General features: G+C 74.6%; 11 protein-coding genes. 5 read left to right on the forward strand and 6 right to left on the reverse strand.

The window, feature by feature from the left end; all coding sequences use genetic code 11:
• Positions 1–88 precede the first annotated feature (88 nt).
• Positions 89–3,664 (reverse strand): choice-of-anchor D domain-containing protein, encoded by a 3,576-nt coding sequence (locus tag AC3EVP_RS35715; protein WP_435137635.1) that lies wholly within the window; start codon positions 3,662–3,664, stop codon positions 89–91.
• 368 nt (positions 3,665–4,032) lie between these two features.
• Between AC3EVP_RS35715 and AC3EVP_RS35720 the strand changes: the two genes are divergently transcribed.
• Positions 4,033–6,900 (forward strand): helix-turn-helix transcriptional regulator, encoded by a 2,868-nt coding sequence (locus AC3EVP_RS35720; protein WP_435137638.1) that lies wholly within the window; start codon positions 4,033–4,035, stop codon positions 6,898–6,900.
• Between the two features lie 294 nt (positions 6,901–7,194).
• Positions 7,195–8,817, forward strand: coding sequence for a S53 family peptidase (locus tag AC3EVP_RS35725; RefSeq protein WP_435137641.1), 1,623 nt, complete (start codon positions 7,195–7,197; stop codon positions 8,815–8,817).
• 125 nt (positions 8,818–8,942) lie between these two features.
• Here AC3EVP_RS35725 and AC3EVP_RS35730 read toward each other — a convergent pair whose 3' ends face one another.
• The 3 genes from AC3EVP_RS35730 to AC3EVP_RS35740 form a co-directional block, all read right to left on the reverse strand.
• Positions 8,943–9,773 (reverse strand): SAM-dependent methyltransferase, encoded by an 831-nt coding sequence (locus tag AC3EVP_RS35730; RefSeq protein WP_435137644.1) that lies wholly within the window; start codon positions 9,771–9,773, stop codon positions 8,943–8,945.
• 61 nt (positions 9,774–9,834) lie between these two features.
• Entirely contained in the window at positions 9,835–10,083 is a 249-nt protein-coding gene (locus AC3EVP_RS35735) for a DUF397 domain-containing protein (RefSeq protein WP_335976605.1), read from the reverse strand.
• A complete protein-coding gene (locus AC3EVP_RS35740) occupies positions 10,080–10,946 on the reverse strand; it encodes a helix-turn-helix domain-containing protein (RefSeq protein ID WP_335976608.1) in 867 nt (288 codons plus the stop codon). The genes AC3EVP_RS35735 and AC3EVP_RS35740 overlap by 4 nt, the downstream gene beginning before the upstream one ends.
• A gap of 293 nt (positions 10,947–11,239) precedes the next feature.
• On the opposite strand from AC3EVP_RS35740, the gene AC3EVP_RS35745 reads away from it, so the two are divergent.
• Positions 11,240–11,659, forward strand: a complete 420-nt coding sequence (locus AC3EVP_RS35745; protein WP_435137649.1) for a roadblock/LC7 domain-containing protein — start codon at positions 11,240–11,242, stop codon at positions 11,657–11,659.
• Entirely contained in the window at positions 11,656–12,306 is a 651-nt protein-coding gene (locus AC3EVP_RS35750) for a Scr1 family TA system antitoxin-like transcriptional regulator (protein ID WP_435137652.1), read from the forward strand. Before AC3EVP_RS35745 ends, AC3EVP_RS35750 begins: the two co-directional genes overlap by 4 nt.
• 16 nt (positions 12,307–12,322) lie before the next feature.
• Here the strand turns inward: AC3EVP_RS35750 and AC3EVP_RS35755 are convergent, their stop codons facing one another.
• Positions 12,323–13,282, reverse strand: coding sequence for a helix-turn-helix domain-containing protein (locus AC3EVP_RS35755; RefSeq protein ID WP_435137655.1), 960 nt, complete (start codon positions 13,280–13,282; stop codon positions 12,323–12,325).
• Positions 13,283–13,430: 148 nt separating this feature from the next.
• On the opposite strand from AC3EVP_RS35755, the gene AC3EVP_RS35760 reads away from it, so the two are divergent.
• Positions 13,431–13,895: a hypothetical protein gene (locus tag AC3EVP_RS35760; protein WP_435137658.1), complete on the forward strand. Its 465-nt coding sequence runs from the start codon at positions 13,431–13,433 to the stop codon at positions 13,893–13,895.
• 45 nt (positions 13,896–13,940) lie between these two features.
• On the opposite strand, the gene AC3EVP_RS35765 is transcribed toward AC3EVP_RS35760, so the two are convergent.
• Positions 13,941–15,455, reverse strand: coding sequence for an APC family permease (locus tag AC3EVP_RS35765; protein WP_435137661.1), 1,515 nt, complete (start codon positions 15,453–15,455; stop codon positions 13,941–13,943).
• Positions 15,456–15,568 lie beyond the last annotated feature (113 nt).

A 15,568-nucleotide genomic window follows, 5' to 3' on the forward strand; every position in this document is an offset into this window, starting at 1 on the left:
CCCCCCCCCCCCCCCCCCCCCCCCCCCCCCCCCCCCCCCCCACCGCCGGTGAGGGGCCGGGATCAGGCGGTCCCGGCCCGGTCGCGGGTCAGATGTTCCAGACCTGGAACTCGGAGAGCTGACCGGCCGGCCAGCCGGTGTTCGCCGTGAAGTTCAGCCGGAAGTAGCGCTGGCTGGTCGCGGGGAACGTCAGGGTGACGGTGTTGGCCGCGGTCGGGTTGAAGCTGTAACTCGCCGACGCCTTGAGGGTGGTGAAGGTGGAGCCGTCGGTGCTGCCGCTCAGCGACAGGGTCTGGCTGCGGGCCGCCCAGCCCGCGGGGAGCTGGAGCACCACCCGGCTGGCGCTCTGCGCGGAGCCGAGGTCGACCTGGACCCACTGGGGGAAGGCGTTGTTGGCGCTCTCCCAGTAGCTGTCCTGGCTGCCGTCCGTCACGTTCGACGAGGGGTAGACGTCGGTGTGGCTGGACTCGGTGGTCGCCTTGTGCAGGGCCAGGTCGGCGCTGACGGTGGCGGTCCCGGTGCCGGACAGCGCGACGGTGGTCGGGCCGGCGGAGGCGTCACCGGTGACGGTGAGGGTGCCGGTGCGGCTCCCGGTGGTGCTGGGCGTGAAAGTGACGCTCACCGTGCAACTGGCCTTGGCTGCCAGCGAGGTGCCGCAGGTGTTGGTCTGTGCGAAGTCGCCCGAGGCGGTGATCGAGGAGATCGGCGCCGCCGCGGAGCCGTTGTTGGTGAGGGTGACGGACTGCGCGGTGCTGGTGATGCCCGGGGCGACGCTGCCGAAGTCCAGCGAGGTCGGGCTGGCGGCGAGAGTCGCGGAGGAGGGCGGGGTGGTGGTGCCGCTGCCGCTGGGGAAGACCTCCAGGTCGGAGAGTTGGGCCGCGCTCCAGCCGGTGTTGGCGGTGATGTTGATCCGGACGTAGCGGGCGGTGGCGGCGTCGAAGGTGAGGGTGACGGTGTTGCCGGATGCCGGGTCGAAGGTGTGCGCGGCCGAGGCCACCAGGGTGGAGAAGGTGGAGCCGTCCGTGGAGCCCTGCACGGACAGGGTCTGGCTGCGGGTGGCCCACGCGGTGGCCGGCGGCAGCTTCAGGACGACCTTGCCGACGGAGAAGTTCGAGCCGAGGTCGACCTGCGCCCACTGCGGGAACGCGTCGGCGACGCTCTCCCAGTACGTCGAGGTGTCGGCGTCGGTGATGTTCCCCGCGACGTAGGGGGAGTTGCTGCTGCTGGCGGTGGCGGCCTTGCCGGCGGCGATGTTCGTGCCGCTGTCGATGCCGGTGCCGCTCAGGGCGACGGTGGTCGGGCTGTTGTTGGCGTTGCTGGTCACGGTCAGGGTGCCGGTGCGGGCGCCACCGGTGGTGGGCTTGAAGGTGACGTTGACGGTGCAGGACGCGCCGACCGCGACGGTGGCGCAGTTGTTGGTCTGCGCGAAGTCGCCGGTGGCCGAGACGCCGGAGACGGTCGCGGCGGTGGTGCCGGAGTTGGTGACGGTGACCGCCTGGGCGGCTGAGGTGGCGCCGACCACGGCCGCGGCGAAGGAGAGTCCGCCCGGGGCGGCGGCGAGCACCGGGCCGGGCGCGGTGCCGGTGCCGGACAGGGCGACGGTGCTGGTGACGCCGCCGGCGTTGACGGTCAGCGAGCCGGTGCGTGAACCGGTCGCGGTCGGGCTGAACTTGACGCTGACCGTGCACGAGCCGCCGGCGGCGATGGAGCTGCCGCAGGTGTTGGTCTGCGCGAAGTCGCCGGTGGCACTGATCGAGGAGACGGCCGCGGCGGAGCCGGTCGGGTTGGAGACGGTGACGGACTGCGCGGCGCTGGTGCCGCCGGTGGCGACCGAGCCGAAGGACAGCGCGCTCGGGCTGGCGGTCACCCCGGAGGCCGGGTAGGGCGGGAAGACCGGGGTCGGCCAGGGTCCGCAGAGCGGGGTGCCGTCGATACCGGAGTTGCCGCCGCCGTCGGTGACCGCGAAGTTCCCGCCCTCGCAGCTGTAGACGGGCGAGGACGCGCCGACCCCGGTCGCGGTGACGTTGGTGAACTTCGCGGCGCCGCCGGTCTGCTCCTGGAGCGCGAAGGTGCCCGTGCCCGCGATCGTCACATTGCTCAGGTTGACCCCGCTCACCGTGCCCTCGACCCACTGCACGGCCTCGTACGGGCTCTGCTCGATCAGGGCGTTGGAGACGTTGATCGGGCCGGTGATGGCGCCCTGGCTGCCGTCGAACCACAGGGCGCCGACGCCGAACTGCCAGTTCGGGTCGAGGCTGCCGTCACGTATCAGGGTGTTGCCGCTGATGGTGGTGGTGCCCACCGGGGTGGAGGTGAAGCGCTGCCCGACGTGGATGCCGCCGCCCTGGGCCAGGCCGGTGTCCTGCACGAGGTTGCCGCTGACGGTGTTGTCGTGGCCGCCGTAGATCGCGATGCCGTTGGCCAGGATCTGCAACTGGACGGTGTTGCCGGAGATCGTGTCGTTGGCGTCCGCGCCCAGCGAGGAGTCCGCCCAGGTGGCGATGCCGTCGTCGCCGGTGTTGCGGATGTCGCTGCCGCTCACCGAGGAGTTGGTCACCCCGCCGTGGAAGTTGATGCCGTCGGCGGTGGTGTCGCGGATGCGCATCCCGCTGAAGGCCAGCTTGTCCATCGGGCCGTCCATCCAGGCGCCGACCTTCAGGTGGTCGATCCACAGATCGGCGACCGAGGAGTTGCTCATCGCGCCGCCGATCCCGTTGACCTGCGCGCTGTCGTCCCGCTCCTGCACGTCGCCGAAGATCGCGAAGTCCTTCAGGTGCACGTTGGTGCTCGGCGACGGCGCGGAGTTGCCGTAGAAGCCGGGCGCCGCACCGGTGACGGTGGAGTACCACATGCCGGCGCCCGCGACCGTCACGTTGTTGACGCTGATGTGCCCGGGCACCTTGAACGTGCCCGGCGGAATCCACACCGTGCCGCCGGAACCCGCGGCGCTGATCGCCGCGTTGAAGGCGGCGGTGGAGTCCGCGGCGCCGCTGGCGTCGGCGCCCTCGCTGGTGACGGAGACGGAGCCGGCCGGCTGGGTGAGCGCCGCGCCGACCTGCTCGAAGTCGGCGAAGTCCAGCGTGTAGGAGGACGCGGTGTCGCCCGAGTCGACCTGGAACTTGAAGGTGGTGCCGGCCGGATAGGTCGTGGTGAACAGCCGGTGGGCCTCGTCGTAGAAGTGGTGCGGGTTGCTGCCCGGGGTATTGGTGAACGGGTAGCTGCCGTAGTACCAGGAGTACGCGTTCGTCAGCGTGAAGTCCGGCTGCTTGGTGCCGTTCACGTACAGCGACAGCGGTGCGGTGTAGACCGAGCCGCCGGCGCTGTCCGGGATGCTGTAGCGGAAGTCGATCGAGTTGGTGGCGACCGGCGTGGTGAACGTGACGTACTTGCCGGTGCCCTGGAGCGTCACCGCCTTGCGGTAGGACGCCTCGTCGGCCAGCTGTCCCTGGGCGTAACTCGGGCCGATCACGGTGCCGTTGGTGGCGGAGTTCTCCGCCTGCACCTCGGTGTAGGGGAGGTTGGCGCCGCTGCCGCCGGTGGCGGCCGCGGCGGTGGCCGCCGCCGCCGGCTGGAGGGCGAGGCCGAGTACGCCGCCCGCGGTGAGCACCGAGAGGGTGCCTGCGACCGCGACCGCGCGTCTGAGACTGCGCAACCGTCTGAACACGTCTTGCTCCTTTCGACACTGCCGCAACGCGAGGGACCGTAACGGCTGCGACACATCGCCGCAATATCCAGATCCTCTTTCGTTGAATACTGACTTTTTCTTGCAAGATTGAGTGTGATCATTTGAGCGCCCGCGGCGCGCGGCAGCGGGGTGCGCGCCGGGCGCACCGGGAAGGCGACAGGCGGGTGCCGGGCGCGTTTCCGCGGCTTGCGCGCGGTCACCATCACGTGAAAACGGGCAGGCCGCAGCGGTGCGCGCCATTGACAGGCCACCCGCCCAGTGATTGTCATGGACGCAGGTCGGGACACGTCCTGACCACCTGTTCCCGCTGTTCCCGCGGCCCGAGAAGGAGGAGGTCGGTTCGCACCGTGGCACCCGAAGCCGCCGACGCGGCACCGGTCCACCGGCCGTACGCGCACCCCGCCGCCCTGCCCCCGCGGACCGGCGGCGGCCCGCTGCGGCGCCCGTGGACCGCGCCCACCGGGCGCGAGGCGCTGCTGGAGGAGGCGTGGCAACACCTGGGCCGGGAGGGCGGGTTGCTGCTGCACGGGCCGGCCGGCATCGGCAAGTCCGTGGTGCTCGACGCGCTCGCCGCGCGCGCCGCCGACGCCGGCGCCACCGTCCTGCGCTGCTCCCCCGCGCCCGCCGACACCCCCCTGCCCTACCTGGGCGTCATCGACCTGTTCGCGCGGGTACCGGAGGACGTGGTGCGGGCGCTGCCGTCCGCGCCGCGCACCGCGCTGCGCACCGCGCTGCTGCGCGAGCACGGCCCGGTCGGGCCGTACGGCGGGCTCGCGGTGCGGCTGGCGGTGCTGGAGGCGCTGCGGCGGCTGGCCGTGCGCGCGCCGGTGGTGCTGGTGGTCGACGGGTTGCAGTGGCTGGACCGGCCCAGCGCGGAGGTGCTGGCGTTCGCCGCGCGGCGCTTCGACGGCGCGGACGTGCGGATCGCCGCGACCGAGCGGGTGGCCGAGGACGCGCTGCCCGCACGCGCGGACTGCTGCCCGGCCGGCAGCGCCCAGGTCGCGGTGCCCGCGCTGGGAGACGACGACGTCACGCTGCTGCTGCTCGCCGCCGGGGTGACCCTGCCGCCGTCGGTGCTGCGCGCGGTGCTGCACGCGGCGGCCGGGAACCCGCTGTACGCGCTGGCGTTGGGCGCCGGCGCGCTGCGCGCCGGCGCCCCGTCGCCGGCCGACGGGCACCTGCCGGTGCCCCCGCAACTGCGCGCCCTGGTGCTGGAGCAGGTGCGCGCCCTGCCCGAGCCGGTCCGCGCGGTGCTGCTGCTGGCCGCCTCCGCCACCCGCCCCACGCTCGCGCTGCTGCGCTCGGCGGCCGGCACCGAGGCCACCGCGGCGGCGCTGGAGGCCGCCGAACGGTGCGGTGTCGCGTCCTGCGACCCCTCCGGCGCGGTGCGGTTCGGCCACCCGCTGCTGCCGGCCGCGCTGTGCGCCGACGCCGCCGGCCCCGCCCGCCGCCGCGCCCACGCGCTGCTGGCCGACGCCGTCGGCGAACCCGTGGCCGCGGCCCGCCACTTGGCGCTGGCCCACCCGCAGGCGGACGAGGCGACCGCCCGCCGGGTGATGGCCGCCGCGTACACCGCGCGCGAGCGCGGCGACGCCGCCACCGCCGCGGAGCTGGCCGCGCTCGCCGCCGGCCGCACCCCGGCCGACCGCACCGGGCCGCACGACCAGCGGCTGCTGGCCGCCGCCGGGTTCGCCTGTGACGCCGGGCACCGCGAGGAGTCCGAGCGGATCGCGCAGCGCGTGCTGGACACCTCCGCCTCCGCGCCCGGCCGGGTCGCGGCCCGGCTGGTGCTGCTGCGCAACGCCGGCCAGGCGCTGCGCGACAAGGCGGCGCTGATCACGGACGGGCTGCGGGAGGCGGCCGGGGACCGGGCCCTGGAGGCGAAGCTGTACGACTGGGCGGCCCTGCGCGGCCTGCTGTGCGGGGAGTTGGTGCAGGCGGCCGAGCACGCGCTCCTCGCGGCCGGGCGCGCCGCGGCTGTCGGCGACACCGGCACGGAGGTGGACGCGCTGTCCACGCTCGCCCGGGTGCGCTCGCTGACCGGTGAACCGGCCGCCGCCGAGGCCGCGTTGGACCAGGCGCTGGCCCGCGCCGACCACGGGCCGCGCAGTTGGGGCATCCAGCGGATGCGGGCGATCCTCACCCTCGACTCCGACCGGGTCGCCGCCGCCCGGGAGCAGGTGCTGGCGCTGCTGGACGCCACCGGCGGCGCGGCCGACGTGGAGCAGGACGTGGCGTCGCTGGTCGCGCTCACCCGGGTCCAGGTGCGGGCCGGGGAGTGCCGGGAGGCGCTGCGCACCGCGGCGCACTGCGCCCAGGTGGTCGCCGACGCGGGGCTGACGTCCGCGCCCGCGCTCTACGCGGCGGCGCTCGCCGAGACGTTCGGCGGGGACACCGACCACGCGTGCCGGCTCGCGGTCGACGCGGTGGCCGCCTCGCAGGCCGACGGCGACCAGCTGTTCCTGCTGCGGGCGCTGGCGGCGCTGGGGCAGGCCGCGCTCTTCGCGGGCGACCGGCGGCGGGCCGCGCAGGCGGTGGAGTCGCTGCGCCGGGCGCTGGAGATCGGCGCGGCGATGGGCGCGGTGGACCCGCCGCTGCTGGGCTGGCACGCCGACCTCGCCGAGGCGCTGGTGACCGCGGGTGAGACGGACGCGGCGGCGGCCGTGCTCGGGCAGGCCCGCGCGCGGGTGACGGGTGCGGTGCCCGGCAGTGTGCTGGCGGCGCTGGAGCGCACCGAGGGGCTGCTGGCGGCGGCGACCGGGCACGCGAAGGAGGGGGTGGAGCGCTTGCGTTCGTCCGTGCAGCGGCTGCGCGGGTCGGAGCTGCCGGTGGAGCTGGTCCGTACGCTGACCGCGCTCGGCACGGTGGAGCGCCGGGCCCGGCACCGTACGGCGGCGCGGGCCGCGCTCGCCGAGGCGCTGGAGCTGGCCGAGGCGGTCGGCGCGGCGCCGCTGGCCGCCCGCGCGGGCGACGAACTGGCCCGGGTGGACGCGGTGGTGCGCGGCGCCGCCACCCCGGCGGGCCTGACCCCCGCGGAGGCGCGGGTCGCCGACCTCGTGCGCGGCGGCGCCACCAACCGCGAGGTGGCCGCGGAGCTGTTCATCAGCGTGAAGACGGTGGAGGGCACCCTCTCGCGGCTGTACCGCAAGTTCGGCGTCCGGTCGAGGACGGAACTGGCCCATGTGATGGCGTCCGCGGGCCCGCGCCCCGCCTGACGCGCCGGAAGACCGGCCCGCCCGCCCGACCCGCCTGCCCGAAGTGCCCTCCCGACGTGCCCGGTCGGCCGCGACCTGCCCAACCGCCGGAGTCCTCCGCCGTGTTCGCGCACCCGCACCCCGCGGACCCCCACATCTCGGGCACACTCCGGCCACTATTTCCCCACGTCCGCCACAGGAAACACATCGTTAACAGTCGTCGCAAGGGTTCCCACGCTTATGCGGCCGTCCCGGCCGCGCCTAGCGTGGTGGGCGTCCCGAACCGGACACCATCCCCCCTCCTGGAGGATCTTCGTGACGCTCCGTCTGAAACTGCTGGTCGCCGCCGCGACGCCGGCGCTGCTGGCCGCGGCGATCCCGGCCGCGTACGCCGCCGCCCCGCAAGCGGACTCGGCCCGCACCTCCCTGTCCGGCGACGTGGTGCCGGGCCTGTCCTCGCACGCGGTCCGCACCGGTGACGTCGCGGCCGGAAAGCAGATATCCGTCGCGGTGAGCCTCACGGCCCGCAACGAAGCCGGGCTGGACGCCTTCGTCGCCAAGGTCAGCGACCCCCACTCGTCGTCCTACGGCCACTACCTGACGAAGGCCCAGTTCGCCGCCGCGTACGGCCGCAGCGACGCCGACGTGCAGAAGGTCACCGACTACCTGCGCGGCCAGGGCCTGAAGGTCGGCAAGGTGCACTCCGGCAACCTGCTGGTCGACGCGACCGGCACCGCCGCCCAGGTGAAGAAGGCGTTCGGCACCTCGCTGTCGAACTACAAGGACAGCGCCACCGGCCGCACCTTCTACGCCAACACCGCCGCGCCCTCGGTGCCCTCGTCGATCGCCTCGATCGTCGGCGACGTCTCCGGCCTGAACAACCGCGCCCTGCTGCACCACCAGGCGGCGCAGGTCACCCCGCACAACGGCCCCGGCGGCGGCTACACCCCGGCGCAGATCAAGGGCGGCTACAACGTCTCCGGCGCCACCGGCAGCGGCCAGAAGGTCGCGCTGCTGGAGTTCGACGGCTTCCAGCAGTCCAACATCACCAAGTACGACAGCTACTACGGCCTCAGCTCCACCGCGCCCACCGTGAGCAAGGTGGACGGCGGCTCCGGCTCGCTCGGCGACGGTCAGGTCGAGGTCGAACTCGACATCGAGGTGCTCAACGCGGTCGCCCCGGCCGCGAACATCACCGTCTTCGAGGGCCCGAACTCCGACGCGGGCGAGGTCGACACCTACCAGGCGATCGTCGACAGCGGCATCCCCGTCACCTCGATCAGCTGGGGCGCCGCCGAGTCGCAGCGCACCAGCTCCAACATCAGCGCCGTGGACGCCGTCTTCAAGCAGGGCGCGGCCGAGGGCCTGGGCTTCTTCGCCGCCTCCGGTGACGACGGCTCCGACGACGCGGGCAACGGCGGCAAGTCCGTCGACTACCCGGCGTCCGACCCGTACGTGACGGGCGTCGGCGGCACCACGCTGACGGTCACCTCGGCGAACGCCTGGAGCAAGGAGACCGCCTGGTCCGGCGGCGGCGGTGGCGTGTCCACCAAGTTCACCATCCCGAGCTGGCAGACCTCGGTCCAGCAGAGCGCGGGCGGCGGCAAGCGCCAGGTGCCGGACGTCTCGGCGCTGGCCAACCCGAGCCCGGGCGTGTCCATCTACTCGCAGGGCAGCTGGGGCCAGGTCGGCGGCACCAGCGCGGCCGCGCCCGAGTGGGCGGCGTTCGCGGCGCTGTACAACCAGCAGGCCGCCGCGGCCGGCAAGCCGAACCTCGGCTTCGCCAACCCCACGCTCTACACCGCGGCCGGCACCGGCTTCCACGACATCACCAGTGGCAGCAACGGCGCCTTCTCCGCCGCCAAGGGCTGGGACTTCGTGACCGGCTGGGGCTCCTACAACGCGGGCACCCTCGCCTCCACGCTGCTGGCCCAGTGAGGTGACGGCCTGCGGGCCGTGACTACACCCCGCGGCCCGGACGGGACCTCCCGTCCGGGCCGCTCATGTGGTTCGGCGCCGCTCACGTGGCTCGGCGCCGCTCACGTGGCTCGGCGCCGGGCGCGCTACCGCTTGCGGCCGATCGCGGCGTAGACCGGGGTGCGGTCGCTGCCGGCCGGCTCCGGCCACGGCATCGGCACCGCCAGCTCCGGGTGCCAGCGCGGCGCGACCACCAGGCCGGGCGCCACCAGTTCGAAGCCGTCGAAGAAGCGCGCCACCTCGTCGTAGGACCGCACCTGCGCCGGGGTGCCGCCGGCCCGGTAGACCCGCACCACCCCGTCGCCGCCCTCGGCGTCGAAGTCGCCGGTGACCTGGCTGATCGCGAGGTAACTGCCGGGCGCGAGCGCGTCGGTGAGGGTCTTGACGATGCCGTGCGGGTCGAACTCGTCGGAGATGAAGTGCAGCAGCGCCACCATCGTCATCGCGACCGGCCGGCTCAGGTCCAGGTGCGCCCGGGCGGCGTCGAGGATCTTCTCCGGCTCCCGGACGTCGGCGTGCACGTAGGAGATCCGGCCCTCGGGGTCCTGCGCGGCGAGGTTCTCGGTGTAGCGCAGCACCGTCTTGCTGAAGTCCGTGCACAGGATGCGCGCTTCGGGCCGGGCCGCCTGGACCACCTGGTGGTAGTTGGGCTCGGTGGGGATGCCGGTGCCCACGTCGATGAACTGGTCGACGTCCGTGTGCTCGCCGAAGTACCGGGCCATGCGCAGCAGCAGCATCCGGTTGATCCGGGCCGCCTCCTTGATCCCCGGGTAGGCGCGCTCGGCCGCGTCCACCCGCTCCCGGTCGGTCTCGAAGTTGTCCTTGCCGCCGAGGATGTAGTCGTACATGCGGGCCGGACTGGGCACGTGCGCCTCGTCGCCGGTGGCGGGGCCGCCTTCGGCCGCCGGTTCGTTCACTGTCGTCTCCCGGGAGGTGTCGGTACGGTCCGGCGCGGTGCGGGGCCGGTGCGGGGGCCGGTCACGGGGCGTCCGGGCGGACCAGGAAGTCCGCCCGGCCGTCCTTGGCCGCGGCCACGAACTGAGCCACCGCCGCGGCCGGGAAGATCAGTGCCGGCCCGCCGGGGTCGGTGGACTGCCGGACCGCGACGCGGCGGCCGGGTATCAGCTTGACCTCCACGCATGCCTCGCCGTTGGTGCCGCTCCACGGGCGGGTCCAGCCCTCGGCCCCCAGGGCGGCGGGGGCGCTGTCGACGTGTGTCGGGTTCATCGCAGGTACTCCTTGCGCAGGGCCTCCAGGAAGCCCTTGGTGCGTCGCCTTGCCAGTGCTCCGGTCATCAGGTGCTCGAACGTCGAGCGGTACAGCTCGACGTCGGCCGTCTCGTCCCGGTACGCGGTGCCGCGCAGGCTGTCGACACACGCGATGTCCGGGAAGTCCGGGATCGGGAAGCGGAAGAGCGTGAACGGCCCGAACGCGCCCCGGTGCAGGCCCGCTTCGAAGGCGTGCACCTGGAGCGCCACGTTCGGCAGGTCCGCCGTCCGCAGCAGCCACTCGATCTGCTCGGCCATCACCGCGCTGCTGCCGGCCGGGCGGCGCAGCGCGGTCTCGTCGATCACCGCCCACAGGAACGGCGGGCCGTCCGCGCGGGTCAGCACGCGCTGCCGCTGGAGCCGCAGCGCGACCCGGCGGCGCACCGCCTCGTCGGAGTCGCCCGGGAAGCCGAGCCGGATCACCGCCTCGCAGTAGGCCGGGGTCTGCAACAGGCCCGGCACCACCTGCGGTTCGTAGGCGCGGATCTGGGCGGCGGCGCTCTCCAGGCTGACGTACACGCCGAAGCGGACCGGCAGGACGTCGCGGAAGTCCTGCCACCAGCCGTACTCGTTGGCCTTGTCGACCAGCGCGAGGAACTCCACGGCCTCCGCGCCGGTCACGCCGTACAGCTCCAACAGGGCTTTGACGGTGGTGTAGTTGAGGGACGTCCTGGCGCCCTCCAGGCGGGTGACGGTGGACTGGGCCACGCGGATACGCTCCCCCGCCTGCGCCGCCGACAGCCCGGCCCGCTCGCGCAGGTCCCGCAGCCTGCGGCCGAGCGAGATCTGCAACACCGTGGGCGCGGCACGACGTTCACTCACCGCGATGCGCTCCCCCTCGAATCCCCCTCGAAAACGTACGCCCGGCCGGACCGGCTCGCGGCGGCCACCTCGCAGTCTGCCACGCCCGGCCCGGCCAGGCACCCCGCATCATGCACTTTGCCCCTTGCGGAGTGATCGGACGCACGCGCATAGTGAAGCCGTGACCTTTGCTGTGACGGTTCCTCAGGCGGCCACGCGCGGACCGCGCGACGCGCGGGAGCCGGCGCCTGGCCGACAGGCGGCGGTGACGCCGTGACAGCGGGGCACGACTCCCACAGTGATCCGGAGACACCATGATCCCCACCGTCCGCCCCGACGTGCAGAAGACCGTCGAGGAGCACCTCGAACCGGTCCCGGGGGTGCGCGGCGCCCTGGTGGTCACCGCCGACGGGGAGGCGCTGGGCGCGTACGGACTGGACGGCAAGCGCGTCGAGTACTGGGCCGCGATGGCCGCCACGATGATGGGCGTCGCACGGCGCGCGGCCGAGCACGCCGACGGCGGCGCCATCCGCACGCTGGTGCTGGACATGGCCGACGGGCGGATCGTGCTCGCCGGGACCGGCGCGGACAGCGTGCTGCTGGTGATCGCCGGACCGCAGTGCCGGCTCGAGCCGGAGGGCGCCGAACTGACCAAGCTCGGAGCGGAGTTGGCCGCGATCCTGCGGGCGGAGCCCGGCACGGCCGCGGACGGCGGCTCAGGCACCCCGTCATGACGGACCCGGGCGCGCCCGCCGGTCCCGGCGCGCCCAGGGTGCCCGGCCCGCGCAGGGCCGCCACCCCGGCGGCGCTGCACGACCTCGCGCCGGGCTGGGCGCAGCGGCTCGCGGCGTGCGTCGGACGCGCCGGGCGGGTCCGCGTCTACGCCCTGACGGTCTTCCCGCGGGTGCTGTGGACGGCCGGCTACGCCCACGCGCTGCGCATCGCCCACCACCTGCCGGCCGACCGCTTCACGCCGCAGGCCCGGGTGCCCGAGGGGGTGCCGGTCACCGCGATCCTCGACGAGATGGTGCTGTGCCACCTGTGGAACGTCGCGCTGGCCCCGGCGGTGGCCGCCGCCCAACTCGACCATGTGCTGGGGCTCGTGGCCCGCGGCACCCTCACGGTCCGGCTGGTGGGCATGCACGCCCAGCCCACCGACGCCCCGCTGCTCACCGAACTCGTCCGGGCGGGCGGGCGGCACCGGCTCTTCGCCGAGGAGTTCGGCGACTTCTCCGGGGTCCGCTACCGCGCCGCCGCCTCCCCCGGGCCGTATCCGGGCCTGCTCGACACCGCGGAGAGCCGTGCGATGCCGCCCGCGGCCAGCCTCGCCGTCCTTCAGGCGGCCCGCCGCCAGGCCGTCCGGGCCCGCGCCGCGTCGTAGGGCCGGTCAGGGCCGGTCAGGAGCGGTCGGCGGGGGCGCGGAAGGCGCCCAGCGACCTGCGGTAGGCGCCGGGCGGCATGCCGTATGCCTCCTTGAACGCCCGGTTGAACACCGCGGGGTCCGTGAACCCCCAGCGCGCGCCGATCGCCGCGACGGGGTGGCCGGCGCGGCCGGGCCGGGCCAGGTCGGTACGGCACCGGTCCAGCCGGAGCTCGCGGACGAGGGCGGCGACCGTGCGCTGCTCCGGGCGGAAAAGGTGGTGCAGGTAGCGCACCGAGATGTGGTGGGCGTCCGCGATCGTCTGCGGCGTGAGTTCCGGGTCGGACAGGTGCGCCTCGATGAAGTCCTTGACCCGGCGCAGCAGCACGCTCTGCCGGGTCTCCGGCGGCAGCAGGTCCGCCCGGTCGGCGAGGCCGCCGAGGAAGGCGGAGGCGAGGTGGACCGCGGCCGCGCCGAGGCGTTCGGCCTCCCACCCGCTCCACTGGGCGCCGGCCAGCCCCTGGAGGAACCCCGCGAGCAGGGAGCCGGTCCCCTGGGCCGGCAGCCGGCGCGACAGCAGCTCCCGCATCGACCGGTCGGGCACCGGCACCGAGGATTTCGGCAGGTGGAGGATGGTCAGCCGGCCGCCCTGGGTCACCCGCATCCGCACCGGCTGCGACGTGTCGTACAGCAGCAGGTCGCCCGCGGTGACCTGGGCGTGGTTGCGCGCCTGGTCCAGCACCATGATCCCGCCGGCCAGGTAGCCCAGCTCCCACAGCTCCGGGTCGGCGCGCCGGACCAGCCGCGCGGTGCGCACCGAGGCCAGCGGCGGGAACGACAGGACGGACACCTTGACGGGGCCGAGTTCCAGCGCCGCGCTCGAGGCGCGGAAGTCTTCGCGGTGGGGGCTGTCGATGTGGGTGGGCGCGAGGTCCTTCAGGAGCAGGTCGCGCCACCAGCCGAACCGCTCGGCCTTCGGCACGTCGGTCGTGTGCATCTGAGCCCAGCCCATTCCCCCGCCCTCGCACTGCTTTTCACCGTGTGCCAACAACGGTGCGCTATGGGTCAATTACCCCGGTCCGCTCGCGCGGAACACTTCTGGTCAACGCCCCATCCATCCCACGGGAAACGGAGGAACCACGACCATGAACGCCAGTACACGCATCACCGTCGCGCTGTCGGCCGCGCTGCTCGGCGCGGGCGCCGCCCTCGGCACGCCCGCCGCGGCGGCGACCGCGCCGGGCGGTGCCGCCGCGCACGTCGCCGGCCAGACGGACCGGGCGCGGCTGTGGACCCAGGTCGGCAGCGGCGCCAACGGCTACACCGACATCGTCCACGCGTACCGGTCCGTCGGGCACGGCTACTACAAGGGCAAGGTGAGCGGCAAGCTCAACCACTACCACGCCCCCAAGAACCGCCAGGTCGTCGTGGTGTTCCGGATCGACGGCCGGCTCGGCGGATACTCCAAGGTGACCAAGAGCAACCACGTCTCCTTCAGCAAGACCTACAGCAAGGCCAAGAAGGTCTCCGCGCGGATCTGCCTGCACCGGCCGGGCGTCACCATCAAGCTCAACTCGGGTGTCTCCTACTGCAGTGCGTGGTGGGGGTGATGCCGTCCGCCTGACCTGCCGTCAGATGCGAGGCGCCGGCCGTCGTCAGGTGGCCGTACGGCGGGCGGCGCGGGGGTCGCGCTGGGCCGGCAGGCCCGGGCGGCCCTCGCCGGCCCGCAGCCCCGCCAGGAGCGCGTAGCGGTCGGGGCGGGCCGCGCGCAGCCGGCATGCGTAGGCGGCGCCGCCCGCCGCCGCCACCGCCAGCAGCCAGGGCAGTGCGGTGACGGCCGGGGCCGAACTGCCGGTCAGCGCGGGGAAGTCGCGCAGCACCAGCACGGTGGCCGCCAGCAGGCCGGCCGCGCCCAGGGCCGGGGCGAGCCGGGTGTGCCACCAGTGGCCGGGCCGGCGGCGGTAGTAGCCGAGGACGGCGACCGACGCGGCGGCCTGGAGCGCGATGACACCGAGGATGCCCAGGCCCAGCAGCGCGGACATGCCGGGGTACGGGTCCGGGCCCGCCGCGGCGCAGGCCGCCGCCACGGCCGCGGTCAATGCGGTCTGTACGGCGCCGGCCCGGTGCGGGGCGCGGTGCCGCGGGTGCACCGCGTCGAGCCGGCCGGGCAGCAGCCGGTCCCGGCCGAGCAGCAGCAGATAGCGGGCGGCCGCGTGGTGCAGGGCGAGCCAGCTCGCGAACAGGCTGGCGCAGAACAGGAGTTGCATGGCGGTGGCGGCCGGGCCGCCCAGGTAGCGCGTGCCGAGGCCGAAGAAGAGGTCCCCGAGGTGCGCGGCCGCGGTGGGGCGGACCCGGTCCGCCCCGAGCGCGCCGACCGCGACCCAGCTGGTGAGCACGGAGCAGGCCGCCACCAGCAGCACCGCCAGGAGCGTCGCGCGCGGCACGCTGCGGCCCGGGTCGCGCGCCTCCGCCCCGTACAGCGCGGCCGACTCGAAGCCGACGAACGAAGCGAACGCGAACATCACCGACACGCCCGCGCCCGGCGCGAGCACGCGCCGCGGGTCGAAGGACGCGGCCGGGAGCGCGGCGGTGCCGTGCGCGGCCAGCACCGCGACATCGAGCGCGAGCAGCGCCGCGGCCTGTCCGGCCAGGCACACCGCGAGCACGCGGGCGCTCGACCCGGCGTGCCGGCAGCCGAGTACGCCCACCGCGGCCAGCCCCAGCGCGCCCCACACCTGCCACGCCAGGTGCAGCCCGTGCGCGGCGGCCACGCCCTGCGCGGCGTACCCGAACGCGTCGAGCAGCGCCACCACGACCGCGGTGTACGCCACCACGGCGACCATCCCGGCGCCGACCGCGGCCGGGCGCCCCAGGCCGCGAGCGACGCACCCGTAGAAGCCGCCGCCCTGGCCGACCTCCCGGCTGATCGCGGCGTACCCGCAGCAGAAGCAGAGCAGGGTGAGCCCGGCGAGCAGCAGCAGCGCGGGCACCGCGGGGCCGGCGCCGAGCGCGAAGGACAGCGGCAGCGTGCAGACCGCCGTGGCCAGGGGGGCCGCCGCGGCCACCGCGATGAAGGCGACCTTCGGGGTGGTCAGGGTGCGGGCCAGCTTCGCCCGGGGCGGCGACGGCCGGCCGGGCCGGCCGGCGGCGGGCGCGGTCTCAGGTGGCACCGAGGGCGACATACCCGGATCTTCCCGGCAAGCATCCGTGCGCGACGGCCGACCGGACCGGCCGTCCCCCGCCAGGGTGACCCGCAACCACCCCAACACCACACGGGAGGCGG

The organism is Actinacidiphila sp. bgisy144 (genome assembly GCF_057708105.1).

Coding starts and splice junctions, on each gene's coding strand:
- AC3EVP_RS35735 (WP_335976605.1), bottom strand. CDS start 10,083: ATGAACCCGACACACGTCGACAGCGCCCCCGCCGCCCTGGGGGCCGAG.
- AC3EVP_RS35745 (WP_435137649.1), top strand. CDS start 11,240: ATGATCCCCACCGTCCGCCCCGACGTGCAGAAGACCGTCGAGGAGCAC.
- AC3EVP_RS35750 (WP_435137652.1), top strand. CDS start 11,656: ATGACGGACCCGGGCGCGCCCGCCGGTCCCGGCGCGCCCAGGGTGCCC.
- AC3EVP_RS35755 (WP_435137655.1), bottom strand. CDS start 13,282: ATGCACACGACCGACGTGCCGAAGGCCGAGCGGTTCGGCTGGTGGCGC.
- AC3EVP_RS35760 (WP_435137658.1), top strand. CDS start 13,431: ATGAACGCCAGTACACGCATCACCGTCGCGCTGTCGGCCGCGCTGCTC.